The 26,713-nt window shown below is 58.8% G+C and carries 23 protein-coding genes and 1 pseudogene; 8 read left to right on the forward strand and 16 right to left on the reverse strand.

What is annotated here, in order from left to right; genetic code table 11:
• Window positions 1-8 precede the first annotated feature (8 nt).
• The 6 genes from IV89_RS01660 to IV89_RS01685 form a co-directional block, all read right to left on the reverse strand.
• Window positions 9-1,247: a class I SAM-dependent RNA methyltransferase gene (locus IV89_RS01660; RefSeq protein WP_037942387.1), complete on the reverse strand. Its 1,239-nt coding sequence runs from the start codon at window positions 1,245-1,247 to the stop codon at window positions 9-11.
• Between the two features lie 38 nt (window positions 1,248-1,285).
• Window positions 1,286-3,112, reverse strand: a complete 1,827-nt coding sequence (locus IV89_RS01665) for an ABC transporter ATP-binding protein (protein ID WP_037942388.1) — start codon at window positions 3,110-3,112, stop codon at window positions 1,286-1,288.
• Window positions 3,112-4,953, reverse strand: a complete 1,842-nt coding sequence (locus IV89_RS01670; RefSeq protein WP_037942390.1) for an ABC transporter ATP-binding protein — start codon at window positions 4,951-4,953, stop codon at window positions 3,112-3,114. Before IV89_RS01670 ends, IV89_RS01665 begins: the two co-directional genes overlap by 1 nt.
• A gap of 69 nt (window positions 4,954-5,022) precedes the next feature.
• Window positions 5,023-6,207, reverse strand: coding sequence for a CCA tRNA nucleotidyltransferase (locus tag IV89_RS01675; protein WP_037942393.1), 1,185 nt, complete (start codon window positions 6,205-6,207; stop codon window positions 5,023-5,025).
• Window positions 6,186-6,782, reverse strand: a complete 597-nt coding sequence (locus tag IV89_RS01680; RefSeq protein WP_009825734.1) for a CoA pyrophosphatase — start codon at window positions 6,780-6,782, stop codon at window positions 6,186-6,188. The genes IV89_RS01675 and IV89_RS01680 overlap by 22 nt, the downstream gene beginning before the upstream one ends.
• Window positions 6,772-7,758: an Hsp33 family molecular chaperone HslO gene (locus IV89_RS01685; RefSeq protein ID WP_037942394.1), complete on the reverse strand. Its 987-nt coding sequence runs from the start codon at window positions 7,756-7,758 to the stop codon at window positions 6,772-6,774. The genes IV89_RS01680 and IV89_RS01685 overlap by 11 nt, the downstream gene beginning before the upstream one ends.
• Before the next feature lie 78 nt (window positions 7,759-7,836).
• Here IV89_RS01685 and IV89_RS01690 point away from each other — a divergent pair, with 78 nt between their 5' ends.
• Window positions 7,837-8,283 (forward strand): NUDIX domain-containing protein, encoded by a 447-nt coding sequence (locus tag IV89_RS01690; RefSeq protein WP_081858756.1) that lies wholly within the window; start codon window positions 7,837-7,839, stop codon window positions 8,281-8,283.
• Window positions 8,284-8,294: 11 nt separating this feature from the next.
• Here IV89_RS01690 and IV89_RS01695 read toward each other — a convergent pair.
• Window positions 8,295-9,542 (reverse strand): annotated as a pseudogene (locus tag IV89_RS01695) (SpoIIE family protein phosphatase); the annotation flags it as partial.
• Between IV89_RS01695 and IV89_RS01700 the strand changes: the two are divergent.
• Entirely contained in the window at window positions 9,444-10,052 is a 609-nt protein-coding gene (locus IV89_RS01700) for an Hpt domain-containing protein (protein ID WP_235183721.1), read from the forward strand. The pseudogene IV89_RS01695 and the gene IV89_RS01700 overlap by 99 nt on opposite strands.
• On the opposite strand, the gene ilvA is transcribed toward IV89_RS01700, so the two are convergent.
• Window positions 10,015-11,247 carry a threonine ammonia-lyase IlvA gene (gene ilvA / locus IV89_RS01705; RefSeq protein ID WP_037942860.1) on the reverse strand — a complete coding sequence of 411 codons (1,233 nt, stop codon included), beginning with the start codon at window positions 11,245-11,247 and terminating at the stop codon, window positions 10,015-10,017. The two genes, IV89_RS01700 and ilvA, sit on opposite strands and share 38 nt — an antisense overlap.
• 125 nt (window positions 11,248-11,372) lie before the next feature.
• On the opposite strand from ilvA, the gene IV89_RS01710 reads away from it, so the two are divergent.
• Window positions 11,373-12,593 carry an argininosuccinate synthase gene (locus tag IV89_RS01710; RefSeq protein ID WP_005850804.1) on the forward strand — a complete coding sequence of 407 codons (1,221 nt, stop codon included), beginning with the start codon at window positions 11,373-11,375 and terminating at the stop codon, window positions 12,591-12,593.
• 59 nt (window positions 12,594-12,652) lie between these two features.
• Here IV89_RS01710 and IV89_RS01715 read toward each other — a convergent pair whose 3' ends face one another.
• The 3 genes from IV89_RS01715 to IV89_RS01725 all read right to left on the reverse strand — a co-directional run bounded on the left by IV89_RS01715 (window position 12,653) and on the right by IV89_RS01725 (window position 14,756).
• Window positions 12,653-13,066: a hypothetical protein gene (locus IV89_RS01715; protein WP_005850801.1), complete on the reverse strand. Its 414-nt coding sequence runs from the start codon at window positions 13,064-13,066 to the stop codon at window positions 12,653-12,655.
• A gap of 89 nt (window positions 13,067-13,155) precedes the next feature.
• Window positions 13,156-13,848, reverse strand: coding sequence for a hypothetical protein (locus IV89_RS01720; RefSeq protein WP_037942401.1), 693 nt, complete (start codon window positions 13,846-13,848; stop codon window positions 13,156-13,158).
• The gene (locus IV89_RS01725; RefSeq protein WP_037942404.1) at window positions 13,848-14,756 is read right to left on the reverse strand and encodes a D-amino acid aminotransferase; all 909 of its coding nucleotides are present in this window, start codon (window positions 14,754-14,756) and stop codon (window positions 13,848-13,850) included. The genes IV89_RS01720 and IV89_RS01725 overlap by 1 nt, the downstream gene beginning before the upstream one ends.
• A 152-nt stretch (window positions 14,757-14,908) precedes the next feature.
• Here IV89_RS01725 and msrA point away from each other — a divergent pair, with 152 nt between their 5' ends.
• Window positions 14,909-15,574 carry a peptide-methionine (S)-S-oxide reductase MsrA gene (msrA, locus tag IV89_RS01730; RefSeq protein WP_037942406.1) on the forward strand — a complete coding sequence of 222 codons (666 nt, stop codon included), beginning with the start codon at window positions 14,909-14,911 and terminating at the stop codon, window positions 15,572-15,574.
• A gap of 26 nt (window positions 15,575-15,600) precedes the next feature.
• Here the strand turns inward: msrA and IV89_RS01735 are convergent, their stop codons facing one another.
• Window positions 15,601-16,479 carry a ribokinase gene (locus IV89_RS01735; RefSeq protein ID WP_037942409.1) on the reverse strand — a complete coding sequence of 293 codons (879 nt, stop codon included), beginning with the start codon at window positions 16,477-16,479 and terminating at the stop codon, window positions 15,601-15,603.
• A complete protein-coding gene (locus IV89_RS01740) occupies window positions 16,476-18,734 on the reverse strand; it encodes an NADP-dependent malic enzyme (RefSeq protein ID WP_037942411.1) in 2,259 nt (752 codons plus the stop codon). Before IV89_RS01740 ends, IV89_RS01735 begins: the two co-directional genes overlap by 4 nt.
• A 201-nt stretch (window positions 18,735-18,935) precedes the next feature.
• Between IV89_RS01740 and mutS the strand changes: the two genes are divergently transcribed.
• On the forward strand, window positions 18,936-21,557 hold the full coding sequence (gene mutS, locus IV89_RS01745; RefSeq protein WP_037942414.1) for a DNA mismatch repair protein MutS: 2,622 nt from the start codon (window positions 18,936-18,938) through the stop codon (window positions 21,555-21,557).
• A 62-nt stretch (window positions 21,558-21,619) separates the two neighbouring features.
• Here mutS and IV89_RS01750 read toward each other — a convergent pair whose 3' ends face one another.
• Both IV89_RS01750 and hrcA read right to left on the reverse strand, forming a co-directional pair.
• A complete protein-coding gene (locus IV89_RS01750) occupies window positions 21,620-22,183 on the reverse strand; it encodes a nucleotide exchange factor GrpE (RefSeq protein ID WP_005850788.1) in 564 nt (187 codons plus the stop codon).
• A gap of 9 nt (window positions 22,184-22,192) precedes the next feature.
• On the reverse strand, window positions 22,193-23,227 hold the full coding sequence (gene hrcA, locus IV89_RS01755) for a heat-inducible transcriptional repressor HrcA (protein WP_005850786.1): 1,035 nt from the start codon (window positions 23,225-23,227) through the stop codon (window positions 22,193-22,195).
• 130 nt (window positions 23,228-23,357) lie between these two features.
• Here hrcA and rph point away from each other — a divergent pair, with 130 nt between their 5' ends.
• Genes rph through hemW form a run of 3 tightly spaced genes read left to right on the forward strand, consistent with a single transcriptional unit; the run spans window position 23,358 to window position 25,829 of the window.
• The gene (gene rph / locus IV89_RS01760) at window positions 23,358-24,071 is read left to right on the forward strand and encodes a ribonuclease PH (RefSeq protein ID WP_037942417.1); all 714 of its coding nucleotides are present in this window, start codon (window positions 23,358-23,360) and stop codon (window positions 24,069-24,071) included.
• Complete coding sequence (gene rdgB, locus IV89_RS01765; protein WP_037942418.1) at window positions 24,068-24,679, forward strand: RdgB/HAM1 family non-canonical purine NTP pyrophosphatase; 612 nt, start codon at window positions 24,068-24,070, stop codon at window positions 24,677-24,679. Before rph ends, rdgB begins: the two co-directional genes overlap by 4 nt.
• The gene (hemW, locus tag IV89_RS01770) at window positions 24,672-25,829 is read left to right on the forward strand and encodes a radical SAM family heme chaperone HemW (protein WP_037942420.1); all 1,158 of its coding nucleotides are present in this window, start codon (window positions 24,672-24,674) and stop codon (window positions 25,827-25,829) included. Before rdgB ends, hemW begins: the two co-directional genes overlap by 8 nt.
• Here the strand turns inward: hemW and IV89_RS01775 are convergent.
• The gene (locus IV89_RS01775) at window positions 25,826-26,713 is read right to left on the reverse strand and encodes a ParB/RepB/Spo0J family partition protein (protein WP_037942423.1); all 888 of its coding nucleotides are present in this window, start codon (window positions 26,711-26,713) and stop codon (window positions 25,826-25,828) included. The two genes, hemW and IV89_RS01775, sit on opposite strands and share 4 nt — an antisense overlap.

A 26,713-nucleotide genomic window follows, 5' to 3' on the forward strand; every position in this document is an offset into this window, starting at 1 on the left:
GATCTGCGTTATTTACGTTTGCGTTGTACTTCCGGCGCAGTGAACTGCGCTGCCAGCTCCACATGGGATGACCAGCGGAATTGATCAACGACTTGCACCCAATTCAACGTATAACCGGCGGCAATCAGCACGGCGGCGTCCCGCGCGAAGGTGACGGGGTTACACGACACATAGGCCAGCACCGGCGGCATCGCTTTGACGATCTCGGCGATCTGGGCCTCGGCTCCCGCGCGCGGCGGGTCGATGACCACGGCGTCGGTCTTGGCCAGCTCGTCCGGCAGCAAGGGTCGGCGGAACAGGTCGCGCGCCTCTGTCGTGACGGGTTTGAGCCCTGTCGACATGCGCCACCCGTGATCCAGCGAGGCGGTCATGGCGGCGTCACCTTCGACGGCGTGTACCTCTGCCTGATCGGCCAGGGGCAGGCTGAACGTGCCGCAGCCGGCAAACAGGTCAATCACATGACGCGCCTCACCGACAGCCTCGCGCACGGCGGTGACCAGCGCCGCCTCTCCGTGCGGGGTGGCTTGCAGGAAGGCACCGGGCGGAGGTGTCACCTTGGCCGCACCGAAACGCTGTACGGGCGGCGTGCGCATCGCGATCACCTCGCCGTCCCAGGTCAGCCGCGCCAGCCCCAGACTGTCGCACAGATGCGCCAGTTCTTGCCGCAAGGGGCCGTCCAGCTCTTTCCCGTTCTGGACCGAGATATCGAGCCCCCCGCGCGACGCGGTCACCGTTACAGCCAGTGCGGCCTTGCGGCTTGTACCGATCACGGCAAGCTTTTCGGCAATCGGCAGCGCGCCCATCACCGCAGGGTCCAGCAGCTGGCACCCGGGAATTTCGATCACCACATCAGACCCGCGCCCGTGGAAACCGGCCATCGCGCCCTTTTTGGTGCGTTTCGCCGCAAAGGTGGCCCGACGGCGCGATTGCGCGGGCGAGGTTTGCAGTTGCTTAAAAACAGTCTCTATCCCGTGGGCATCCAGCGACGCCTTGACCACGCCCAGCTTGAAATCCGCGACATAGTCATCCGACGCATGCTGCAACTGGCAGCCGCCACAGGCCTTGAAGTGGCGACACGGCGCCGACACCCGGTTCTCTGACGGGGTGACGATACGGATGTCGGTCAGGGTCTGACCGTCAGGCGTGCCTGTCACCACCTCGCCCGGCAGGGTCATCGGGGCAAATAAAGGGCCGGGCGCAATGCCGTCGCCCAGGTGGCCAAGTCGCTGGATTGTATATTCTGTCATGCGCAGGGCTTACCGCGAAGCCGGGCGCAGCAAAAGCCTTATTCTGCGGCCTTCATATCCAAAAACCCGCCCGACTGCCGCCGCCAGTAGCGGGCATAAAGCCCGTCTTTGGCAAGCAGCGCCTCATGGGTGCCGATCTCTACGATGCGGCCCGCGTCCATCACGGCGATGCGGTCCATCTCGGTCAGGGTCGACAGACGGTGGGCGATGGCCATCACGGTCTTGCCATCCATCACGCGGGTCAGCGCGCTTTGGATCGCGGCTTCGACCTCGCTATCCAGCGCGCTTGTCGCTTCGTCCAATATCAGGATCGGCGCGTCCTTGAGGATCGCGCGGGCCAGCGCAATACGCTGACGTTGCCCGCCCGACAGCTTCACCCCCCGTTCCCCCAGATGCGCGTCATAGCCGCTGCGGCCCGTGTGGTCCTGCATCTTCTCGATGAACTCATGCGCCTCGGCCTTGCGTGCGGCGGCGATGACCTCTGCCTCTGTCGCGTCGGGTTTGCCATAGCGGATGTTGTCGAACGCCGACCGGTTGAACATCGCCGTCTCCTGCGTGACCATCCCGATCTGACGCCGCAAGCTTTGCTTGGTGACCAATGAGACATCCTGCCCATCAATCGAAATGTGACCCTGTTCCGCCGTATAGAGCCGCAGCAAAAGCGACACCAACGTCGATTTCCCCGCCCCCGATGCGCCGACGATGCCCAGCTTCTCTCCCGGTTTGATCGATAGGCTCAGCTCTTCGATACCGCCCGTATCGCGGCCATAGGTAAAGCGCAGCCCGTCAAAGCGGATCGCCCCTTCGCGCACCACCAGCTCTGCCGCGTTGTCTGCATCGCGCAGCTGCTGCGGCGCGGCCAGCGTGCGCATCCCGTCTTCAACCTCGCCCACATTCGCATAAAGCGCCATCAGCGTGAAACTGACCCAGCCCGTCATCTGCGCCAGCCGAAGCGACACCGCCCCCGTCGCCGCAATATCACCCGCCGTCACCAGACCCAGCGACCAATACCAAAGCGCACCCCCCACCAGCAGCACCGGCAAAAATCCCGCAATCGTCATCAGCCAGAACCGGAAAGAGACGCTGACCCGCCCGAAATCGAGGCTCGTATCCAGAAACTTGCGCATCGCCCCCAAGGCGGCGCGGTCCTCGTGATCGGCATGGGCGAAGAGCTTGACGGTTTTGATGTTGGTGATCGTATCGACCACTTGCCCCGTCACCATCGCGCGCGCGCCTGCCCGCGCTTTGGAATGTTTGCGGACCCGCGGCATGAAGTGGCGGATCAGGAAAACATAGCCCACCATCCAAAGCACCAGCCCCGCAGCGATGCGCCAGTCTACCGTGCCAAGCAGCATCACCGCACCGACAAAGGACGCGGCGGCGAAGAGCACCGTATGCAGCACCTCGGTCACGACATCGGTCAGCGCGCGGCTGGTCTGCATTTCCTTTTGCGAAATCCGGCCCGCGAAATCATTGTCGAAAAACGTGACCGCCTGCCCCAGCGTGTAGCGATGCAAGCGCGACAGCACGAGGTTGAACACATTCGGCGCGACCACGATCGACTGCATATACGAACTGACGCCGAACAGCGCCGGACGCAGCAGCAAAAAGAACGCCAGTCCCGCCAAGAGCAGCCCCGTATGATCCGAGAATACGGCCCCCGCCTCGGCGGCAAGCGCCGCATCCACGACCCACCCAAGAACCAGGGCGGCCATCACCTCTATCACGCCGGCGAAAATCGATAGCACGCCCGCGACGCCAAGCGCAGGGCCGCTGCCCTTCAACGCCCAACGAAAAAAGGCCGCCAGACGGCGCGGCGGCTCTGTCTTGGCGGGGGAAAACGGGTCGATCCATGTCAAAGGCATTACGATGTCGGCTCTTCTGTGCGAAGGAACCCGCCGGATTGCCGGTTCCAGAAATCTGCATATAGCCCGCCTTGTGCTAAAAGCACCTCATGTGTGCCCTCTTCGACGATACGGCCCCCGTCCATGACCAGAATACGGTCCATTTCAGCGATGGTGGACAGGCGATGCGCGATGGCGATGACGGTCTTGCCCTCCATCATGCCGTACAGGGTCTGCTGGATCGCGGCTTCTACCTCGCTATCAAGCGCGCTCGTCGCTTCGTCCAGCAAAAGGATCGGCGCGTTCTTGAGGATGACCCGCGCCAGCGCGATGCGTTGCCGCTGCCCGCCCGACAGCTTTACCCCCCGCTCGCCAACCTGCGCGTCATAGCCGGACCGCCCGCCCTGATCGTTCAAACCCTGAATAAAGTCATGGGCTTGGGCCTGTTTCGCTGCGGCGATCACCTCTGCCTCCGTCGCAGTGGGACGACCGTAGAGAATGTTCTCGCGGATCGATCGATGCAGCAGGGCATTGTCCTGCTGTACCATCCCGATCGCTTGCCGCAGGCTGTCCTGCCGGACGGTGGTGATATCCTGCCCGTCAATCAGAATACGTCCGCCTTCGGGGTCGTAAAACCGCAGCAGCAGCTTGACCAAGGTCGATTTGCCCGCGCCCGACCGCCCGATCAGGCCGATCTTTTCCCCCGGCTGCACGGTGATATCCACCTGATCCAACCCGCCCGAACCACGGCCATAATGATGGGTCAGCCCGCGCATTTCCACCCGCCCGTCGGTCAGGGCCAGCGGCTTGGCATCGCTGTCGTCAACCAAGGTGATTGGCTGCCCAATCGTTTCTAGCCCCTCGGCCACGACGCCAAGCTGCTGGAAGAACGTCGATAGCGCCCACATGATCCAGGCGGTCATGGAGTTCAACCGCAGCGTCAGCGCCGTCGCAGCGGTCACCACGCCCACCGTCGCGTTGCCGGTTGACCACAGATAGAACGCCCAGCCTACGACCCCGACGATTAACAAACCGTTCAAGCTGACCAGACAGATATCCATGATGGTGAATATCCGCATTTCCTTTTGAAAAGTGACGCGCGCCTTCTCGATGGCGCCCTTGGCATATTCAATCTCGCGGTCATGGTGGGCAAACATCTTGACCGAATGAATGTTGCTGTAACTGTCGACCACGCGGCCCGTCACCTCTGAGCGGGCATCCGACGCGGCTTGCGACGCAACCGCCACACGCTTGATCGTCCATTGGGTCAGCACAGCATAAAGCGCGAACCACGCGACCAAGGGGATCAGCAGTTGCCAGTCCGACGTGGTTAACAAAATCGCTGCGCCGATGAGATAGGCCAGCGCATATGAAATCGCGTCAAAGACCTGAAACACGACCTCCCCCGCAGCGGGGGGCGTTTGCATGATGCGGTTGGCGATGCGCCCGGCAAAGTCATCCTCGAACCAGCCGACTGATTGCCGCAGTACCTGCCGGTGTCCGCGCCAACGGAAAAGCGTGCCGTAATTTGGCAACACAGCGTTGTTCAGGAGTAACACATGAACCGCCTGCACAGCAGGCCGCGCGATCAGGATAAGCAGCGCGACGACGATAAACTCCGTCCCATAGCTACGCCATACCTCGGCCGGGCTGCCGTCCATCAGATCGACAAGACGGCCCATATAGTAGATCAACCCGATCTCGATCGCTGCGACGACAACGGAAAGCACACCCGTGACCCAGAACACCGTTTTGAACGGCGCGCTGTAGTTGCGGAAAAAGGGCCACAGCCGCGTGGGCGGCGTGTCTTGCTCGGCGTAATCCGCATAGGGATCGACAAGATTTTCGAAAAATCGAAACATAATTCACCTGTAGGGCGCGTGTTCGCCGCCACTATAGAAAGAGCCGCGCCGAAAAGACCACAGGTTGCGTCAGCTTTCTGGCGTGTCCAACAAACTGTCGCGCGTCGCCGCAAACCCCGAAGCGATCCAGACCGCCCTAAGCTCGGCCAGCCGCCTGCCCAAAGCAGGTCCGGTGTATTCCGGCATCAAATCAGCGGCTTGCACGGGAAATACGGCAGCTTCGGCCTGCGCGATACGATCAAGCACTGCCGCATCGGGTGGCGTTTCAGACAGGTACGCACGCAGCACAACAACCGCGCGCGCCATATCGCCGCCGTCGATATGGGCAATCGCGGCCACCGTCTCTGCGCCATATGCCGCCTCTTTCAGCCGATGCAGGTGTTTCGCGTCTGCCTTGCTCAACCTCAGGCGCTGGTCGATATCCTCACCGCCAAGCGCGGCCAGCCGCGTTCGCCAGTCCACAGACATCTGCAACAGCTGTTCGAAATGCACGACCATCCCGAGCCAGCGATCATCGCTCCCCGGCAGAATTGTCCCCAAAACGCCGGTTTGGCGCATCGCCGCGACCGCTGGCGCAGGGTCCGGCGCGGTTAACAGCTTCGTAAGCTCTGCCCCGATCCGCTCTGCCGACAGGCTTTCCAACCCGTCGGTATGCGCTGCAATCGCGGCCAAAGCCTCCGGATCGAAGCCCTCGACCGGGTCCGCATACCACGCGCAAAACCGGAAATAGCGCAACGTGCGCAGGTAATCTTCGCGGATACGTTGGGCGGCATCCTCGATAAACCTCACCCGCCGGGCGCGCAAATCAACAAGACCTTCAAGCGGGTCGATCACCCGCCCCTGCGCATCCGCGTAAAGCGCGTTCATCGTAAAATCACGGCGCAACGCATCGTCGAGGATACTGTCCGAAAAAGCGACAACCGCACGTCGCCCGTCCGTTTCCACGTCCCGGCGGAAGGTCGTCACCTCGAACCCCTTACCGCCGCTGACCACGGTGACAGTTCCATGTTCCACGCCCGTCGGTACGGCTTTCAGCCCAGCGCGCGCGGCAAGAGCCATGACGCGTTCGGGCAATGCATTGGTCGACATGTCGACATCGCTATCCGCCACGCCCAAAAGCGCGTTCCGCACACAGCCCCCGACAAAATAGATCGCATGCCCGCCGTCCGTCACCGCATCGCATACGGCTTGGGCATCGGGGTCGGAAAGCCAGCGCGTGCTGGCGGGAAGGGTCACATCATACGTTCTGTCCATGCCCGCAACATACGCGCGGTTGCCCCCCAAATGTAATAGGGCCCATAAGGAACCGTGTAATAATACCGTCGCTGCCCCTGCCATCGGCGCGACTGGACCACGTAATTTTCGGCGTTGAGCACATGATCAAGTGGAACGGTAAAGACTTCCTCAACTTCGCCGGGCTCGGGGATAATTTCAAAGTCTTTTTTCACGAAGGCAATGACGGGCGTCACCAGAAAGTTGGTAACTGTCTCATGTGCGGGCAGCGTACCCAAGACGTCAACCAGATCCGAGGGCAGGCCGATTTCTTCCCGTGCCTCGCGTAGGGCTGCGGCAACGACATCCGCATCACCGCCATCCTGCTTGCCGCCCGGGAAGGCGATTTGCCCCGGATGGTGCTTTAGCGCGGACGACCGTTTGGTCAGGATAAGTTCCAACCGCCCGCCCCGTTCAACGATCGGGGCCAAAACGCCAGCTGGCCGCAATGTCCGGTTTGCCGGTGGCGTAGACCCTTTGTTAAGGTCAAAATCGGAAGACGTGACACCAGTTTGCGCCAGCGCCTTCCGAAAATGGGCGAGCTGATCAGCTGCCACTGTTGTCTTCTGCCTCGAACCCGACTGTTTTCGGGTCCAGATCATAATGCGCGCCACAGAACTGGCAGTCGGCCGTGACGCGGCCGTCGTCTGTCGTCATCGTTTCGATATCCCCCGCCGAATAGATCGACAGGCTTTGTCGCACACGATCTTCGGAGCAGGTGCAGCCAAAGCGGACCGCCTGCGCGTCGAAGACTCGCGGCATCTCTTCGTGAAACAGACGTTTCAAAAGATCTGTCGGCGGCAGGCTCGGCCCAATCAGTTCAAGCTCGTCTACCGTATCCAGCAAGACGTTGACGCGGCGCCAGTTATCCCCCTCTTCACCGTCGACCAGATCAGTGGCTTGCAGCACCTCGCCGCTACCTTCCCCTTGCGCGGCAAAGGGCGAGGCTTTGGGCATATGTTGCAGCATAACACCGCCGGCGCGCCAATGCTCATCCTCCCCCGGGGAGGTGGATTTGCCAAAGCTCAGCTCAAACCGTGTGGGCAGCTGTTCGGACTGCGCGAAATACGCCTCTGCACATTCGGACAGCGATTTACCGGTAAGCGGCGTAATCCCCTGGTAGGGGGTCATCCCGTTGCCCTGATCGATCATAATGGCAAAATACCCCTCGCCAACCTGATCAAAGGCCGGCCCATCGGTGATCCGGTCGGCATCATAGCTGGCGTAAGCGCGGATGCGCGCGGGTTCACCATCCTCCGTCGGGCCGTAGTAGTCTGTCGCAATCATGCGCACGGGCCCTTTGGATTGGACCTGCAGTTGCAATTTCCAACGCAGCTTAATGGTTTGCCCGATCAGCGCCGTAAGCAAGGCCATTTCGGCGACCAACGCTTCTACCTTGTCGGGATAGTCATGCTGACGCAAAATCCCTTCCAGCACGCCATCCAGACGCGCGACGCGCCCCCGAATATCAGAGGCATCGAGTTGAAAGGGTAGAACGGTGTCGTCCCACGCGATTTTGTTTCCTTGGGTCATTTGACTTTCCTTACCGGCAGACGGTTGGCATACCGCGTCTATATAAGGGCAACAAGCCGTGCGAAAAGGGGGAGTCATATGATGCGACGCGTTGGGGAACCGCCCATTCCGGGAAAAACATACACGTCGCGCCCCGGAGCCTATGCGATTTTGCCCCTCAAGGGTCGCTTTTTGATGACCGCCCAGCTTAGGCCACATGTTGATATTCAGTTGCCAGGCGGTGGCATTGACCCCGGTGAATCGCCTCTCCAAACGCTCCACCGCGAGGTAATGGAAGAGATTGGCTGGACCATTGCGCGCCCCCGGCGGTTGGGCGCATTCCGGCGACACGTCTATATGCCGGAGTATGACATCTGGGCCGAGAAAATTTGCCATGTCTATGTCGCCCATCCCGTCCGTCATATTGCCCCCCCGATAGAGCCTGACCACGCAACAGTTGTTCTGTCGGGGGAAGAGGCCGTTTCGGTGCTAGGCAACGATGGGGATCGGCACTTTCTTGAACGGTTTCTGGCGGCCAGGTCCTGAAATTCGAAGCAGATGCCGGAAACATCATCAGGAAAGTCAGCCGTCCCCGCATGATCTTCTAGCCGCGACGTGAGCGCGTCAAAGAAAAGCGGCCCCCTGATGGGGTGCAGATCATGTAGAAGCTGATTTAAACCATTATCGTCCAGCATTTGCCCAATCGGGTCAGGACATTCCGTCACCCCGTCGGAAAGCACGATCAGACGGTCGCCAGGGTAAAGCTGGCTCGCGACTGTTTCATATTGCGCATCGGCAATCAGCCCTACGGGCAGCCCGCCTCTCCCGAAGTTTTCCAACCTGCTGTTGCGTCGCTGAATGAAGGGGTGCGGGTGGCCGGCCTGGGTTGCCCTGATCCTGCCGGTATCAAGTTCAATTTCCGCCAGAAAAAGTGTGAAATACTGCTCCGATTCCATGTCAGAGAGCACTAGGCTGTTCAGCTCGGCGATTACTTGGTCGGGCGGGCGCGTTTTATACGTCCCGTCAGATTGGCGTGCCAATGCCAGGTTTTGCTCAGGTGCGACGGCGGAAAATATACCGGCCAAACGGGCGGCCATCAGAGCCGAGCTCACCCCGTGACCGGACACATCTAGCCCGTAGATCCCGATGCTATTTCCCGCTGTGAAATATCCCACCAGATCGCCCCCTACATGCCCGCTAGACCTGAGCATCAAAGACACGGCACCCGCATCGAAGGCGCAGTAGGCTTCCTGCAAAAGGGATTTCTGAAACTTTCGCGCCTCGTCTAGGTCCCGATCCAATGCGTCATGTACGTTTTGCAACGCGTCCAAAGCTTCACTAATGACACGGTTTTTCGACGATAATTCACGCTGCATCGTCAAAATGCGTTCGCCGGCCATAATTCGCGCGCGTAGCTCGTCAACGTTGACTGGCTTGCTGACAAAATCGTCCGCACCGCTGTCCAACCCTTTAACCACCTCGGATTTATCAGATTTTGCCGTCAGTAAAATGAAGTACCCGTAGCTGCCCTTCGAAAGTTTGCGAAACGCCTCGCAAAATTGCAGCCCCGACATACCTGGCATAATCCAATCGCTGATGATCAGATCCGGTAGATTTTGTTCGCAGACCGCCAATGCCTCTTCAGCAGAGGCCGCTTCCTGTACGTCGAATCCCCATCGCGACAGTGTCGCCATCAAGATTCGCCGTTGCAGCGCGCTATCGTCGACAACCATAGCTGTTTTGATCGCGCGAAACCGCTGCGGCGTCTTTGGTCGGGCAATTTTTTCAATCTTGTTCTGCAACATACACAAGCTTTCGACAACTTCACCCCGAGCCTAGCCAACGACAGATTAAGATTCGGTGAAGCCCAAAAGTTTTTAAGTGATGATCGCCCTGCACGCTTTGTTAAGAATTTTGCCCCACATTGGCCGGAGAAAGAGGGCGAATCAGTGATTGACTGGGAACAGGTCGCGACCTTGCAAACCGCTGTTGGGCGCGACGACTTCAGCACAATTATGTGCGTGTTTTTTAAGGAGGTGGAAGAAGCCAATGCTCAGCTAACGATGGACGTAACGACCGATCAGTTTCGCGATATACTTCACTTTGTGAAGGGCAGCGCATTAAGCGTGGGGTTTGTCGAATTGTCAGAACAATGCGCGCAGGCCGAAGGCAATTTTGCCGGCAGCCATCAAATCACATCTATTTGGAAGGAGATCCTTACCAGCTATGAAAAATCGAAAGAACATTTCCTATCGAACACGGGGACCTGCATTGCGCCTATAGAACAAATTGAGCCAAGGTTTCGTCATTCGTGATGTCCGTATAGGTAAATCCTGCGTCCTTCAGTTGCGCCAAGAACGGCCCAAAACTGTCAGGGCTGCGTGTTTCAATTCCGATCAGGACAGAGCCGAAGTTTCGCGCAGACTTCTTCAGGTATTCAAACCGACAGATGTCATCGTCCGGGCCGAGAATGCTCAAGAATTCTTTCAGTGCACCAGGGCGCTGCGGCATCCTCAGAATAAAATATTTTTTGACGCCGGAGTACCGCTGCGCCCGCTCTTTCACCTCTGGCAGACGCTCAAAATCGAAGTTACCGCCGGATGCTACGCATACAATGGTCTTGCCCTTGATCTGGTCAGCTACTTCGCCCAGCGCCTCAATAGAAAGGGCACCAGCAGGTTCTAACACGATGCCTTCAACATTCAGCATTTCGATGATCGTGACGCAGATGCGGTCTTCGGCCAGATGTATCACATCACTCTCTGCGACACGATCCAACCGTGCAAAGTTACGTTGGCCAATTTTTGCGACCGCGGCCCCATCGACGAAACTATTGATAGGAGACACATCCACCGGTGCACCCGCGGCCAAAGCTTTGGCCAAGCTAGGGGCCCCTTCAGGTTCAACAAAGCTATACCGGCATGCATTTTGAAAATAGCTGTAAACGCCGGACGAAAGACCGCCGCCACCAACGGGAAGCAGAATGTGGTCGGGCACGCGCCCTAGCTGCTCCTCTATTTCAACCGCAACGGAGGCTTGCCCCTCAATGACATCTTCATCATCGAAAGGAGACAGAAAATGCGCACCCTCTTCCACGCAATACTGCTGCGCCGCGGCGAGTGTTTTGTCAAAGTAATCGCCGATCAAGCGAACCTCGACCTGAAGCCCACCGAACATCTTGGTTTTCTGAATTTTCTGTTGAGGCGTCGTGACGGGCATGAAAATCACACCTTTCACACCGAAATGACTGCACATAAATGCAACACCTTGGGCGTGGTTGCCCGCGCTTGCACAAACGAAAACAGACTTCTCGGGGATCACTTTGCGCATCGCGTTGAACGCTCCACGCAACTTATATGATCTAACGGGGCTTAGGTCTTCGCGTTTCAACCATATGTCAGCGTCATATTTTTCTGACAGATGTTCGTTACGCATCAAGGGGGTGGCGGGAAACACCTCTCGCATCTGTTGCGCTGCGCTGCGTGCTGCAGTTTTGAACATATCTGTCATCTCATCGACCTTCCCGTTGAATACTTGTCGATACGATTCCCAGGTGACGCGGTCAACGCAGCCTTCAATCTTGCTCACGCCTTGAAAAACAGGTACTTCGCGGTGCAAACCGAAAAGGAAACATCATGTCCGCGCCCAAAAAAGTTGTGCTCGCCTATTCTGGTGGGCTTGATACCTCGATCATCCTGAAATGGCTGCAAACCGAATATGGCTGCGAGGTGGTTACCTTTACCGCTGACCTCGGCCAAGGCGAAGAGCTTGAGCCCGCCCGCGCCAAAGCTGAAATGATGGGCGCATCCGAGATTTACGTGGAAGACGTGCGTGAAGAATTCGTGCGCGATTTCGTCTTCCCCATGTTCCGCGCCAATGCGGTCTACGAAGGCCTATATCTGTTGGGCACCTCCATCGCGCGCCCTCTGATTTCCAAACGCCTTGTTGAAATCGCCGCCGAAACCGGCGCCGATGCCGTTGCGCACGGCGCGACAGGCAAGGGCAACGATCAGGTTCGCTTCGAATTGGCGGCCTATGCGTTGAACCCCGACATCAAGGTGATCGCGCCATGGCGGGAATGGGACCTGTCCAGCCGGACTAAATTGATCGAATTTGCCGAAAAACATCAGATCCCCGTGGCGAAGGACAAACGTGGCGAAGCGCCGTTTAGCGTGGATGCGAACCTGCTGCACACCTCTTCGGAAGGCAAAGTGTTGGAGGATCCGGCCGTGGACGCGCCCGACTATGTGTACCAGCGCACCGTCTCGCCAGAGCAAGCACCAGATACGCCCGAGTATGTGGAAATCGGGTTTGAACGTGGCGATGCGGTAAGCATCAACGGCGAAGCCATGTCGCCCGCGACACTTCTGGCTAAATTGAACGAACTTGGCGGCAAACATGGCTGCGGGCGCCTTGACCTTGTCGAGGGTCGTTTTGTCGGGATGAAATCCCGCGGTATTTACGAAACGCCGGGCGGCACCTTGCTGCTTGAAGCACACCGCGGGATCGAATCAATCACTCTCGACCGTGGGGCGATGCACCTGAAGGACGAGCTAATGCCGCGCTATGCGGAGCTGATCTATAACGGTTTCTGGTACAGCCCCGAGCGCACCATGCTGCAAGCGGCGATTGATGCCTCACAAACCCATGTAACCGGTACAGTTCGACTGAAATTGTACAAAGGCCACGTGCGTACCGTCGGCCGCTGGTCGGATCATTCGCTGTATTCCGAAGCCCACGTGACATTTGAAGATGACGCTGGTGCCTATGATCAAAAAGACGCAGCGGGCTTCATTCAGCTGAACGCGCTGCGCCTCAAGCTCTTGGCCGCACGCGATAAGCGCCTCAAAGGGTAAACAAAGAAGGCCCGGACAGGGGGATATTCTGTCCGGGCCTTCTCTTGGGTTAGAACGGTTTACTCTGCAGTAATAACCGTCATCACCAATTTACCGTCTGGCTTGATCGGGCCGTCTTCTTTGGCACCCAATGTGTATTCAAAGCCGCCGGTTTTCATGCCGCCCTCTTCGGAGTGGACCATGAGCATCAACATATCGCCGGATTTCACTTCTTCTTGCAGAATGGCGGCAACGTCGACGTTTTCACCGGCACGCAGAGGCGCGTAGCCGACAACGGGGCCGGGTTTCATCTCCGCATCTGTGCGGTGAACGACCATCCAGCCGTTTTCAGTTGCCATCACCTTATCGGCGCTGACCACACCGTTGGATACATCTTGATCCATCGCTTCGACCATCGCGTTGCTGTGTGCGGCGGCGAAGGCTGTACCCGTGGCAAGCGTGAGAGCCAGAGCGGTTGCTGTAAACATCTTCATGTTAAATCTCCTTGTTGCGTGGTTCTTCCTGATAATTCACGCAACATGAGATGATTTAGTTTCGATAAATCGAAGATTTTTACCCGAAATCACCTAAGCCGTTGATCATAAAGCTTCTGATAATGAGGAAGTGCTTTGGCACACAGCGCTTCTGCGGCAGGTTCAAGCCTGGGCAACGGCCCCTCTGCCCCTGCAAAACCGGTGCTTTTGTGCACGGCACCATACCAATGTGATGCCCAGATGCCATCTTCGGCACGTGGGCCCGCCGCCCAGGATAGCATTGCCGGATCGAAGGGCAGGTTGATGGCATCACACAGCTTACGCAGCATGCCTTCGGGGTTCGCGCGAATATCAGCGGAATCGATGACCAGCCCACCGATTTGATCGTACAGCGCGGTCTGTTGGCCATAGCCGATATCACTAAAATTCGGCGCTTCTCGTTTCGCGGTATAGCTCGCGATCACGCGGGCGGGGTGGCGTATCAGGTGGACATGCACGCAGCCCTCTGCCCAATCCATTGGAAACCCGTCAATCATATGATGGGGCATGTGTTTCATATAGCGATGCGGCGTGCCCGGCTCTGCGCAGCGCGCTGCGACGCTCAGGGGGTCGCATTCATGGCCCGCGATAATTTCATCTTTCATCGGATGATCGGCGCTGGTGGCCTTAAGATACGGCGCATAGAACGGTTCATCCATCGCGGTGAAATTGGCCCGGTTTCCGAAGCTATACATCATCGCCGTGCTCAGATTGCGCGGGCCGGACCACATTGCGATACGCATCAGGCACATTCCTTTGCGATCAGGTCTTTGTACAAGCGGCGCAGCTTTTTTGTTACCGGCCCCATGTCGCCCGTGCCAATCTGGCGGCCGTCGATCATCGCGACAGGTGTTTGCGCCCCGAATGTGCCGGTCAAGAAGGCTTCGTCGGCACCATAGGTGTCGACCAATGAATAATTCCTTTCGAAACACGGGATATCATTGGCGCGGCACAGGTTGATGACCTTCTGACGGGTGATTCCATTCATGCAGTAATCGCCGGTGCTGGTCCAAACCTCCCCTTTGCGGACGATGAAAAAGTTACAGGCGTTTGTTGTATTCACGAAACCGTTGATATCGAGCATCAGCCCTTCGTCGGCACCCGCTTTTTCCGCGGCAATACACGCAAGAATACAGTTCAATTTGGAATGACTATTCAGCTTTGGGTCCTGCGTCATCGGCAGCCCGCGCAGATGCGGTACTGTGGCCAGCCGGATCGGGCGCGGCATATTCGGGCGCGAGTGTTCCATAATGATCGTGATGGTGGGGCCCGATTGCGACAGCGACGGGTGCTGGAAGGGCCGCGTTTTCGGCCCCCGTGTGATCATCAGACGCGCGTGGGCATCAGTGGTCATACCATTGGCTTTTTGCGTCTCTAACAAGGCTGAAATCAAGGCGTCGCGCGTCATCCCGATATCAAGGTCAATGGCTTTGGACGCCTCGAACAGGCGGTCAAAGTGATCGTCTAGAAAGGCCCATGTACCATCATACAGCCGCAGCCCTTCCCAGATGCCGTCGCCCAGCATGAAACCGCTGTCATAGACGCTGACCACGGCCTGTGCCTTGGGGACAATCTGACCGTTTAAATAGATCAAAATGTCTTCATTGCGGGCATCTTCTTCGGCTTGGTGCGTGGTGACGTGGGTTTGCATCAAATTGCTCCTTCTTTGGGGCTGACGCTAAGAACTTCGTGCCGCGGGGCCAAGGGTGAAACCGACATCACTTGGCTGTGACATCACGGGCACCTGAGTTGCGTCGCGCAAGCATTGCGGTCACCGTCAGGCAAAACAAAGGAGAGTATTCCATGGGATTTGCCACAAATATGCGCATGATCGCGTTAAGCGCTGCCATTGGTCTGGGCTTTGCAGCACAGGCGACAACCGCAAAAGCCGCCGGAACAGAGACGCTTTTGGTCGCGGGCGGCTGCTTTTGGTGCGTTGAAGCGGATTTTGAAAGCGTTAAGGGCGTGAAAGAGGTCGTATCGGGTTTTGCGGGCGGAAGCGTGAAAAACCCCACCTATAAACAGGTCGTCGCCGGCGGCACCGGGCACTATGAAGCAGCGCAGATCCAGTATGATCCGGCGGTTGTGTCTGCAGACCAGTTGCTGTCGATGTTCTTCCGGTCGGTTGATCCGACGGACGCGGGCGGGCAATTCTGCGACCGCGGCGATAGCTACCGCACCGCGATTTTTGCCGACGGTAACGGGCAGAAGGCCGCTGCAGAAAAGGCCAAGGCCGATGCGCAGGCCGCTTTGGGCAAGAACGTCGTAACCCCGATCTTGGGCAAAGCCGCGTTCTACCCCGCCGATGCCTACCATCAGGATTACTACAAAAGCGATGAACGTCTGGCCTTTACCAGCGTCGGCTTGGGCGTGAAGAAATCCGTCGCCTACAAGCGCTATCGCAACGGCTGTGGGCGCGACCAGCGCGTGAAACAACTTTGGGGCAGCGCTGCGCCCTTTGCGAAATAACGCTAACCCCGCGTTAATTGCGAGCGTTAATCTTCGTCAAAACCGTGATCCTGGATGTCTTTGAGGTCCGGGATCACATCCGCTGTCCCTTGCCGCGTGACCATCAAGGCGCCAGCTTGCATTGCCAGCGCAATCGCATCCGGCATCGACAGTTTGCGGTCCAAGGCAGCGATCAAATAGCCGGTAAACGTGTCGCCCGCGCCCGTGGTATCGATGGCTTTGACCGGATAGGCCGGAAAGCTTTGCACCGTTTTCGCCTTGTTAGAGACCCATTTGCACCCCTCAGCGCCCAAGGTCACGATAATATCGTCGATCGGCAGCGCGTCGACGCGGACGCCTGTGGTTTTTTCAAGCGCCTCTGCCTCGACCTCGTTCAACACCAGCAGATCAATGTCGGGCAGAACCTGCGCCACGATTTCAGCATCAAAGGGCGCGGCGGCATAGGCGACGCGCAGGCCCAGAGTATGCGCGGTCTGCGCGGCAAAGCGTTGGCCCAGGGTTTCGTTCTGCATCAGCAGAAAGTCACCGGGCGATGCCTCTGCCAGGGCGGCCCCGATCATCTGGGTGGTGATCTTGTGATTGGCCCCTGAGAACAACACGATAGAGTTTTCGCCATCCTCGGCCACACAGATATTCGCGTGACCGGTGGCCGTGTCGATCATGCTGATATGCTGCGTTTCGACGCCGTATTCCAGCAAGCGGTCCACGGTCCATTTACCATCCGGCCCCACGGCGCCGATATGCATAACGCGCGTTCCGGCGCGGGCGGCGGCGACCGACATATTGGCCCCCTTCCCGCCCAACCCTTGCCGGAAATCATGCGCTGCAATCGTTTCCCCCGGCGCCGGCAGATGCCGCAGATAGTAGAAATTATCCGCGTTGATAGAGCCGAGGTTCCAGATCATTCGCCAACCTTGCAGGCCGCCAGAATAGCCATGTTCAGGATGTCATTCGCGGTGGATGTGGTCGAACAGATCTGGATCGACTTGTCCAACCCCGTCAGGATCGGGCCGATTACTGTGGCGCCAGCCATTTCCTGCATCAATTTGACCGAGATACTGGCCGAATGCCGCGCCGGCACGACGAGGATATTCGCAGGCCCTGTCAGCCGCGAGAACGGATAGTTCTTTTGGCTTTCCGCATTCAGCGCCACATCGACGGTCATTTCGCCTTCGTATTCGAAATCGACCCCGCGTGCGTCCAGCACATCTGGGGCACGCTGCATCTTTTCTGCGCGCTCGGAAACCGGATAGCCAAAGGTAGAGAAGCTGACGAAGGCAACCCGCGGCTCAAGCCCCATGTGACGGGCGACCTTGGCCCCTTTTTCAGCAATATTCGCAAGGTCTTCTTCGTTCGGCCATTCATGCACCAGCGTATCGCCGATGAACACAATCCGCCCCTTGTGCAGCAGCGCAGTGATCCCGACGGCGCCGTGTTTTGCATTGGCATCGAACACGTGGTTCAGCCGTTCAAGCACATGGGCGGATTTGCGGGTTGCACCGGTCACCAGACCATCGCCATGCCCGTGCGCCAACATCAAGGCGGCAAAGACGTGGCGGTCACGGGCGGCCAGACGGTGGATATCCTTGCTATCCGACCCTTTGCGCTGCAAGCGATTGTAAAGGAATGATTTATACGTCTCCAGGTGCTGGGTATTGGCCGCATTCACGACCTCAAGCTCGCGGTAGGCATCCTCCATCCCCGCCGCCGTCAGCTTGGCCTTTACGTCGTCAGCACGTCCGACCACCAGCGCCTTGCCCAGACCGGAGCGTTGATACATCACCGCCGCCCGCAGAACCTTGGGGTCATCCCCTTCTGCAAAGATCATCCGCGCCTGATTGGCCCGCGCACGGGCATTGATCCCGCGCAGGATATTCGCCGTCGGGTCCATCCGCGACTTCAGGCTCAGCTCGTAGGCGTCCATATCGATGATCGGGCGCCGCGCGGCGCCGGTGTCCATACCTGCACGTGCAACAGCAGGCGGAATACGATGGATCAGACGCGGATCGAACGGCGTCGGGATGATATAATCCCGACCAAAGCTCAGGTTCTTGCCATAGGCCAGCGCCACTTCGTCCGGCACATCCTCGCGTGCCAGATCGGCCAAAGCGTGGGCGCAGGCGATCTTCATCTCGTCGTTGATGGCGCGGGCGTGGATATCAAGCGCCCCGCGGAACAGGTAGGGAAAGCCCAAAACGTTGTTAACCTGATTGGGGTAATCGCTGCGGCCCGTGGCGACAATCGCATCGGGGCGTACCTCGTGCGCTTCCTCCGGCGTGATTTCAGGATCGGGGTTCGCCATCGCGAAGATCACCGGATTATCCGCCATGCTGGCGACCATCGCGGGCGTCACGGCCCCTTTGACCGACACACCCAGGAACACATCCGCGTTCTTCATCGCCTCTTCCAGCGAGCGCAGCTCGGTCTGCGCGGCATGTGCCGACTTCCACTGGTTCATACCCTCGGTACGGCCCTGATAGATCACACCTTTTGTATCGCACATGATACAGTTGTTGTGCTTGGCCCCCATCGCCTTGAGCAGTTCAAGACAGGCGATCCCCGCCGCCCCCGCACCGTTCAACACGATCTGCACATCTTCGATCTTCTTGCCCGAAATGCGCAAAGCGTTCAGCAGACCGGCAGCACAGATCACCGCGGTGCCGTGCTGGTCGTCGTGAAAGACGGGAATATCCATCTCTTCTTTCAGACGCTGTTCGATGATGAAACATTCCGGCGCCTTGATATCCTCAAGGTTGATCCCGCCGAACGTCGGCCCCATCAGCTTGACCGCGTTGATGAATGCCTCGGGGTCTTCGGTATCCAGCTCGACGTCGATCGAATTCACGTCGGCGAACCGTTTGAACAGCACCGACTTGCCCTCCATCACCGGTTTCGACGCCAGCGCACCAAGGTTGCCCAGGCCCAAAACGGCAGTGCCGTTGGAAATCACCGCAACCATATTGCCCTTGTTGGTATAGTCATATGCCAGTTCGGGATTTTCGGCGATCGCTTCACAGGGAACGGCAACACCGGGGGAATAGGCGAGGCTCAGATCCCGCTGGGTCGTCATCGGGACGGTTGCGGTGATTTCGAACTTGCCCGGCGTGGGTTCAAGGTGAAAGGCGAGCGCCTCTTCGGACGTGATGCGGTTTTTGGTCACTAGAACGGCTTTCCTCATGGTTTCCCGCTTGATATCGCCGATCGGCCCCTCACACAATCATGATGGCGCTCACGGTTTGCACGACGTCGCGGCGACGCCTCGCGTGCAACGCCGGTCCGCCCTTTCGTCCGGGGGCGCGGTTTTGTACACAACGTTAACTCGAACCGGGGGCGCAGGGTGACCGAAGAAAAAATCACGCCAATGATGGCGCAATATCTAGAGCTTAAATCCCAGTACGCCGAAGCGCTGCTGTTCTACCGCATGGGCGATTTCTACGAGATGTTCTTTGACGATGCCGTCCATGCCGCTGAAGCGCTGGATATCGCGCTGACCAAACGCGGCAAACACGGGGGCGAAGACATCCCCATGTGCGGCGTTCCGGTGCATGCCGCCGAAGGGTATTTGCTGACGCTGATCCGCAAGGGCTTCCGCGTGGCGGTCTGCGAACAGATGGAAAGCCCGGCAGAGGCGAAGAAACGCGGCTATAAATCCGTGGTCAAACGCGATGTCGTGCGGCTGGTCACGCCCGGCACATTGACCGAGGAATCTCTGCTCGAAGCGCGGCGCCACAACTATCTGGCCGCATTTGCAGAGGTCCGCGACGGTCATGCGCTGGCCTGGGTCGATATTTCGACCGGTGCGTTTCACGTGATGCCCCTGACCCTGTCGCGGCTTGGCCCCGAACTGGCCCGTCTGTCCCCGTCAGAGCTGATCGTGTCAGAAGCGAAAGAGGCTGATTTACGCGAATTAGTCTCTGATTTCGACATCGCGCTGACCCCTATCGCGCGCTCTGCCTTTGACAGCAGCAGCGCCGAAAAACGGGTCTGCGATCTGTTCGGCATCGGGTCGCTCGACGCCTTCGGCAGTTTTGAGCGGGCCGATATCTCGGCCATGGGCGCGATCATCGACTATCTCGAAATTACACAGAAGGGCAAACTCCCCCTCCTGCGCCCGCCGCAGAAAGAGGCCGAGGCCCGCAGCGTGCAGATCGACGCTGCCACACGTCGCAATCTTGAACTGACACACGCGCTGACCGGTGGTCGCGCCGGTACGCTGTTGTCCGTTATGGACAAGACAGTGACCGCCGGTGGCGCCCGGCTGCTGGAACGGCGTATTTCGTCACCTTCCCGTGTGTTAGAGACGATTCAATCCCGTCTGGACGCGATCAGCTTTGCCTATGACACACCGTCGATCCGCAATGACATCCGCCAGCATCTGCGCAACGTCCCTGATCTGGACCGCGCCCTGTCGCGCCTGTCGCTGGACCGTGGCGGCCCCCGTGACCTTGCCGCCATCCGCAACGGCCTGACCGAAGCCAGCCATCTGGCCGACAAGATGCAAGCCGCCGCCCTGCCCGATCTGCTGGCCCAGGCTGCCAAAGGGCTGACCGGCCATGACAGCCTGATTGATCTGCTCGACGATGCGCTGATCGCCGAACCACCCCTGCTGGCCCGCGACGGCGGCTTTATCGCGCCGGGGTATGACGCAGAGCTGGACGAGGTGCGCACCCTGCGGGACGAAGGCCGCAGCGTCATTGCCCAGATGCAGCAGGATTTCATCTCGCTCACCGGTATCTCGACGTTGAAGATCAAACACAACAACGTGCTTGGGTATTTCGCCGAAGTCACAGCGACCCACGCCGAGAAAATGCTGTCGGCGCCGCTGTCCGATACCTTTATCCACCGTCAGACCACCGCCAATCAGGTCCGTTTCACAACCGTGGAACTGTCAGAGATGGAGACAAAGATCCTCAACGCGGGCAACCACGCACTGGAGATTGAAAAGCGGCTCTATGAAACGTTGAAACGCGCGATTCTGGATCACTCCGGCCCGATCGGTGTCGCCTCGGCTGGATTGGCCGAGATTGATCTGGCCAGCGGTCTCGCCGATCTGGCGCAGTCCGAAAACTGGGTGAAACCCCGCGTCGATAATTCACGTGCCTTCGACATTCAGGGGGGCCGCCATCCGGTCGTGGAACGCGCCTTGGCCCAGCAATCCGGCAGCCCCTTTATCGCCAATGATTGCACCCTGTCCGCCGATGGCGACAACGCGAATATCTGGCTGCTGACCGGCCCTAACATGGCGGGTAAATCGACCTTCCTGCGGCAGAATGCGATCATCGCCCTGATGGCGCAAATGGGCAGCTACGTGCCTGCCGCCACCGCGCACATCGGCCTGATCAGCCAGATTTTCAGCCGTGTCGGCGCCTCTGACGATCTGGCACGAGGCCGTTCCACGTTTATGGTCGAAATGGTCGAAACCGCCGCGATCCTCAATCAGGCGGACGATCGCGCGCTTGTGATCCTGGATGAAATCGGGCGCGGCACGGCGACCTATGACGGCTTGTCCATCGCCTGGGCCACGCTGGAACACCTGCATGATATCAACCGCTCTCGCGCTTTGTTCGCGACGCACTACCATGAAATGACCGCGCTTTCGAACAAGCTGGGCGGGGTCGATAACGCCACCGTCGCGGTCAAGGAATGGGACGGAGAGGTGATCTTCCTGCACGAGGTCCGCAAAGGCGCCGCCGATCGGTCCTACGGTGTGCAGGTCGCGCAATTGGCCGGCTTGCCGCCTTCCGTCATCGCGCGCGCACGCGTCGTGCTTGAAGCGTTGGAAAAGGGCGAACGCGAAGGCGGCGCGACGCAGAAAACCCTGATTGACGACCTGCCCCTGTTTGCCGTGGCACCGGCACCTGCGCCTCAACCAAAACAAAGCTCCAAGCTTGAAGAAACGCTGGCCGAGATTATCCCCGACGAGCTCTCTCCACGTGAAGCGCTCGACCTGCTCTATAAATTGAAAGAGGCGGCCAAAACCTGACCGCCTCCATCGCTTCCAAATGGTGTTAAATCCTCCCCGAAGGGCCGCTCTATCCCGGGCGTTTACCCTGCGGGGGTAGAGGAGACGCCGACCTGCGCCGGACGCAGCAGACGGTCGTGCAACATGAAACCTTCGGCGGCCACTTGGATGATATCGCCTGCTTTGGTGTCTGGCACGGGTGCCTCGAACATCGCCTGATGATGCTGCGGATCGAACTTGTCACCCACTGCGGGCGAGATGACTTCGATGCCGTGCTTCTTGAACACGCTCAGCAACTCGCGCATCGTCAGTTCGATCCCTTCCAGCAACGGGCCGGAAATGGTGCGCTGCTCTTCTGTAGCGGCTTCCAGGGCGCGTTTCATATTGTCGTAGACCGGCAGCATGTCGCGCGCCAGTTTCGACCCGCCATAGTTTTCCGCCTCGCGACGGTCCTTGTCAGACCGTTTGCGCGCGTTCTCTGCGTCGGCCAGGGCCCGCATGAAACGGTCTTTCAGCTGGTCACGCTCGGCACGCAATTCGTCCAGTTCCAGCGCTTCGTCGTCAATTTCGGACATCTCGTCGGCATAGGCTTCGGCCTCTGCGTCATCGATATCATCCAGAAATTCGTTCTCTTTCGGCTCTGCCATAATTCACCTCTAGCTGCGGTTCGAAATCAGCTTTCCAACCAGCTGCGCCGTGTAATTCACAATCGGCACGATACGTCCATAATTAAGGCGCGTGGGGCCGATCACACCGACCGCCCCGATCACCTTACGATCAGCGTTCATATAAGGGGAAACGACCAGAGAGGAACCCGAAAGTGAAAAAAGTTTATTCTCAGAACCAATAAAAATGCGCACACCGTCGCCCGCGTCGGCCAATTCGAGGAATTCCGCGATATCCCGCTTGCGTTCAAGGTCGTCAAACAGCTGGCGGATCAATTCGACGTTCTCGGCCTCGCCTTCGGTGTTGATCAGATTCGACCGTCCGCGCACGATCAACCGCTCGGGGGATTCCCCTTCGCCCTGCCACAGCGCCAGACCGCTTTCTACAAGCTGCTGCGCAAGAACGTCGATCTGCTGGCGCCGCTGGCTGATCTCATGCGCGATGGTGCGCTGCAATTCCGAGATGGTTTTCCCCTCGACCAGCGCATTCAGGAAATTCGCGGCTTCACGCATGCTGCTGGGGGTCTGGCCCGGCGGCGGTGTGAACAATCGGTTCTCCACGTGACCGTCGGAAAAGACTAGAACGACCAGCGCCCTATCGTGAGACAGTGAAACAAATTCGATATGCTTGATCGGCGCCTCGTGCTTGGGCGTCAGCACAAGCGAGGCGCCCTGGGTCACGCCGGACAGCGCCGACCCCACCCGATCAAGAATGCCGCTGACATCGGCGTTGTTGCTGCCAACGGTCGCGTCGATCTTTTCACGGTCCGTCTCGGTTGGATCGCCGATCTCGATCATGCCGTCGACGAACATGCGCAGCCCCATCTGCGTCGGGATACGACCGGCGCTGACATGGGGGCTGCCGAGCAGGCCCATATATTCAAGATCCTGCATCACATTACGGATCGTCGCCGCACTGACCTTTTCGCTGAAATCACGGGTCAGCGTGCGCGACCCCACGGGATCGCCATTCGCCAGATAGCCTTCGACCACGCGGCGGAACACCTCGCGCGAACGGTCGTTCATCTCGTCTAAAACTGTAGGTGTTTTGTCCATAGTGGGAGAAGTATGTGCGACAGGGGGCAAACGTCAATCGGGGTTGCATCGCGCCGCAACGCAGAGTTATCCCCAATGGCAAATGGAAAAGGAAATACCTATGCGCCCCTCTGGTCGGAAACTTGACGAACTGCGTGCCGTATCGATTGAAACGGGATTCACCAAACACGCCGAAGGATCGGCCCTGATCAAGATGGGCGACACCCACGTGCTGTGTACCGCCACGATCGAGGACCGCGTGCCGCCCTTTATCAAGGGTTCCGGTCTGGGCTGGGTCACGGCAGAATACGGCATGCTGCCCCGTGCCACCAACACCCGTATGCGCCGCGAGGCGGCCATGGGCAAACAAGGGGGCCGTACCGTTGAAATTCAACGCCTTATCGGTCGCGCTCTGCGCGCCGGCGTGGATCGCAGTGCCTTGGGCGAACGTCAGATCACCATCGACTGTGACGTACTGCAGGCCGACGGCGGCACGCGTTGTGCCTCTATCACGGGGGGTTGGGTCGCGTTGAAACTGGCGGTGAACAAGCTGATGAAGGCGGGCGACGTGGTCAGCGACCCGCTGGTCGATCCGGTCGCCGCGATCAGCTGCGGCATCTATGCGGGCCAGCCGGTGCTTGACCTTGATTACCCCGAGGATTCCGAAGCAGGCGTCGACGGTAACTTTATTATGACCGGCAGCGGCAAACTGATCGAGATCCAGATGAGCGCCGAAGGCTCCACCTATTCGCGCGACCAGATGAACCAGCTGATGGACCTCGCCGAAAAAGGCGTGGCAGAGCTGGTCGAGAAGCAGAAGGCAGCCACCGCATGACCCGTAAATTCACCGGCGACCAGATTCTGGTCGCCACCCACAACGCTGGCAAGCTGCAGGAAATGACCGAGCTTTTCGCCCCCTTCGGCGTCACCGTCAAAGGTGCCGCCGAGATGAATCTGGGCGAGCCGGAGGAAACCGAAAACACTTTCATCGGCAACGCCCGCATCAAAGCACGTGCGGCGGTGGCGGCAACGGGCCTTCCCGCGCTTGCAGATGACTCCGGGATCGAGGTCGAAGCGCTGGACAATGCCCCCGGCGTCTATACCGCCGATTGGTCCGAAACGCCCAACGGCCGCGATTTCGTCATGGCGATGACCAAGACCCATAGGTTGCTGGAAGAGGCAAACGCCCCCCACCCGCGCCGCGCGCGGTTCTGCGCGACACTGGTTTTGGTCTGGCCCGACGGACATGAAGAGATTTTCGAAGGCCGCGTGAACGGCACGCTTGTCTGGCCGATCCGCGGCGACGTCGGTCACGGCTATGACCCGATGTTCCAACCCGACGGGCACGAACAGACCTTTGGCGAAATGTCCGCCGACGCCAAGAACGCAATCAGCCACCGTGCGGACGCTTTCGCCAAACTGATCTCTGCCTGCTTTGACTGAGGATTGGCGCCAGGGGGGCTTTGGCCTTTATATCCATTGGCCGTTTTGCGAGGCGAAGTGCCCCTATTGTGATTTTAACAGCCATGTTAGTCGCACAATCAACCAACGGGCCTGGCGCGATGCCTATCTGGCGGAGCTTGAACGCGGCGCCGCCGAAACCCAAGGGCGCGTCTTGAACGCCGTCTTTTTCGGCGGCGGCACCCCAAGTCTGATGGACCCGGATGTCGTCGCTGATGTCATCGCCGCGATCCGTCGACTGTGGCCCACGGCCAATGATCTGGAAATCACGCTCGAGGCGAACCCCGGTTCGGTTGAAGCCGACCGTTTTTCAGCCTTCCGTCAGGCGGGCGTCAACCGCATTTCAATGGGGATACAGGCCTTGAATGATGCGGACCTGAAACGTCTGGGCCGCATCCATACGGTTGACGAAGGGCTTGCCGCTTTTGACATCGCCCGCAACACCTTTGAACGCGTCAGTTTTGATCTGATCTATGGTCGCCAGAACCAGGGTTTGGCCGACTGGCAGACCGAACTGAAACAGGCCCTATCCCTAGCGATAGACCATATGTCGCTGTATCAACTGACCATCGAACAAGGCACCGCATTTGGCGATCGCTATGCGGTGGGAAAACTACGCGGACTGCCCAGCGATGATCTGGGTGCCGATATGTATGCGGCCACTCAGGATATTTGCGGCGAGATGGGCATGCCCTCTTACGAGGTATCAAACCACGCCCGCGACGGGGCGCAATCGCGGCACAACCTGATCTACTGGCGCTACGGTGATTATCTTGGCATCGGTCCGGGGGCCCACGGGCGCCTGACCCAAAACGGCAATCGCTTTGCGACCGAGTGTTTTAGTAACCCCAAACGCTGGCTTGCCGCTGCTGCCAGCGGTGCCACCGAAAAGCCCCGCGAGCTTTTGACGACCGAAGATCAGGGGAGCGAGTTTCTGATGATGGGGCTTCGTCTGAAAGAAGGCGTGGACCTGCGCCGGTACGAGGCGCTTTCCGGCGCACCGCTTTCGACAAAAAAAATCACCCAGATGCAGGACATCGGGATGATTTCTAGGGATAAAGACCAGCTTTATGTAACGGATCAGGGCTTTATGGTGCTAAACGCGATCCTGGCCGAGCTTTTGTCAGATTAAGAAGCCGACAGACGTTGGCAAAGCTCGTCCAGCTCGTCCATCGTCGTGTAATGCAACACCATCTGGCCCACCTCCTGCCCCGGCTTGTGGTTCAGGGTTACCTTCAAACCAAGGTTCGCTGACAGATCCCCTTCAAGCGCGCGGGTATCCGCGTCTTTTTCGCTCGAGGATTTCGCCGCCCGCTTGTTTGGCCCCTCATTCTCAGCTTGCTGCTCTTTCTTGATCAGCGCCTCGGCCGCGCGCACCGACAAGCCACCGGCGATAATCTGTTTGGCCAGCTTTTCAGGGTTCTTCGACGGCACCAAGGTCCGGGCGTGACCCGCTGTCAGGTCCCCCTGACGCACCATTTCCAGAACATTTTCGGGCAAGTTTAGCAAGCGCAGCAAGTTCGCGATATGACTGCGGCTTTTGCCCAAGGCTTCCGCCATCTTCTCTTGCGTGTGGCCAAAACGGTCCATCAGCTGACGATAACCCGCCGCTTCCTCGATCGAATTGAGGTCCGCCCGCTGGATGTTCTCGATAATCGCAACTTCGAGAACTTCAACATCGGTGAACTCGCGCACGATGATCGGAAGTTCATGCAGCTGCGCCATCTGCGACGCGCGCCATCGGCGTTCACCCGCGACAATTTCGAACGTCCCATCATCGCGGCGGCGTACGATCAGCGGCTGGATAACGCCCTTTTCGCGGATAGAGTTTGCAAGATCATCCAAATCCTGCGGATCAAACCGCTTGCGCGGCTGCTCCGGATTGGGAGAAATCTTTTCAATAGGAACATACTGTTCCGCCGCGCCTTCTGATGCCACCGTTTGTGTCTCCGCTACGTCCGCCATCAAAGCCGACAATCCTCGACCCAATCCGCGCCGTTTGTCTTTATCTGCCAT

The sequence above is a fragment of the Sulfitobacter sp. CB2047 genome (genome assembly GCF_000735125.2).
In the GTDB taxonomy this organism is placed as follows: Bacteria; Pseudomonadota; Alphaproteobacteria; order Rhodobacterales; family Rhodobacteraceae; genus Sulfitobacter; species Sulfitobacter pontiacus.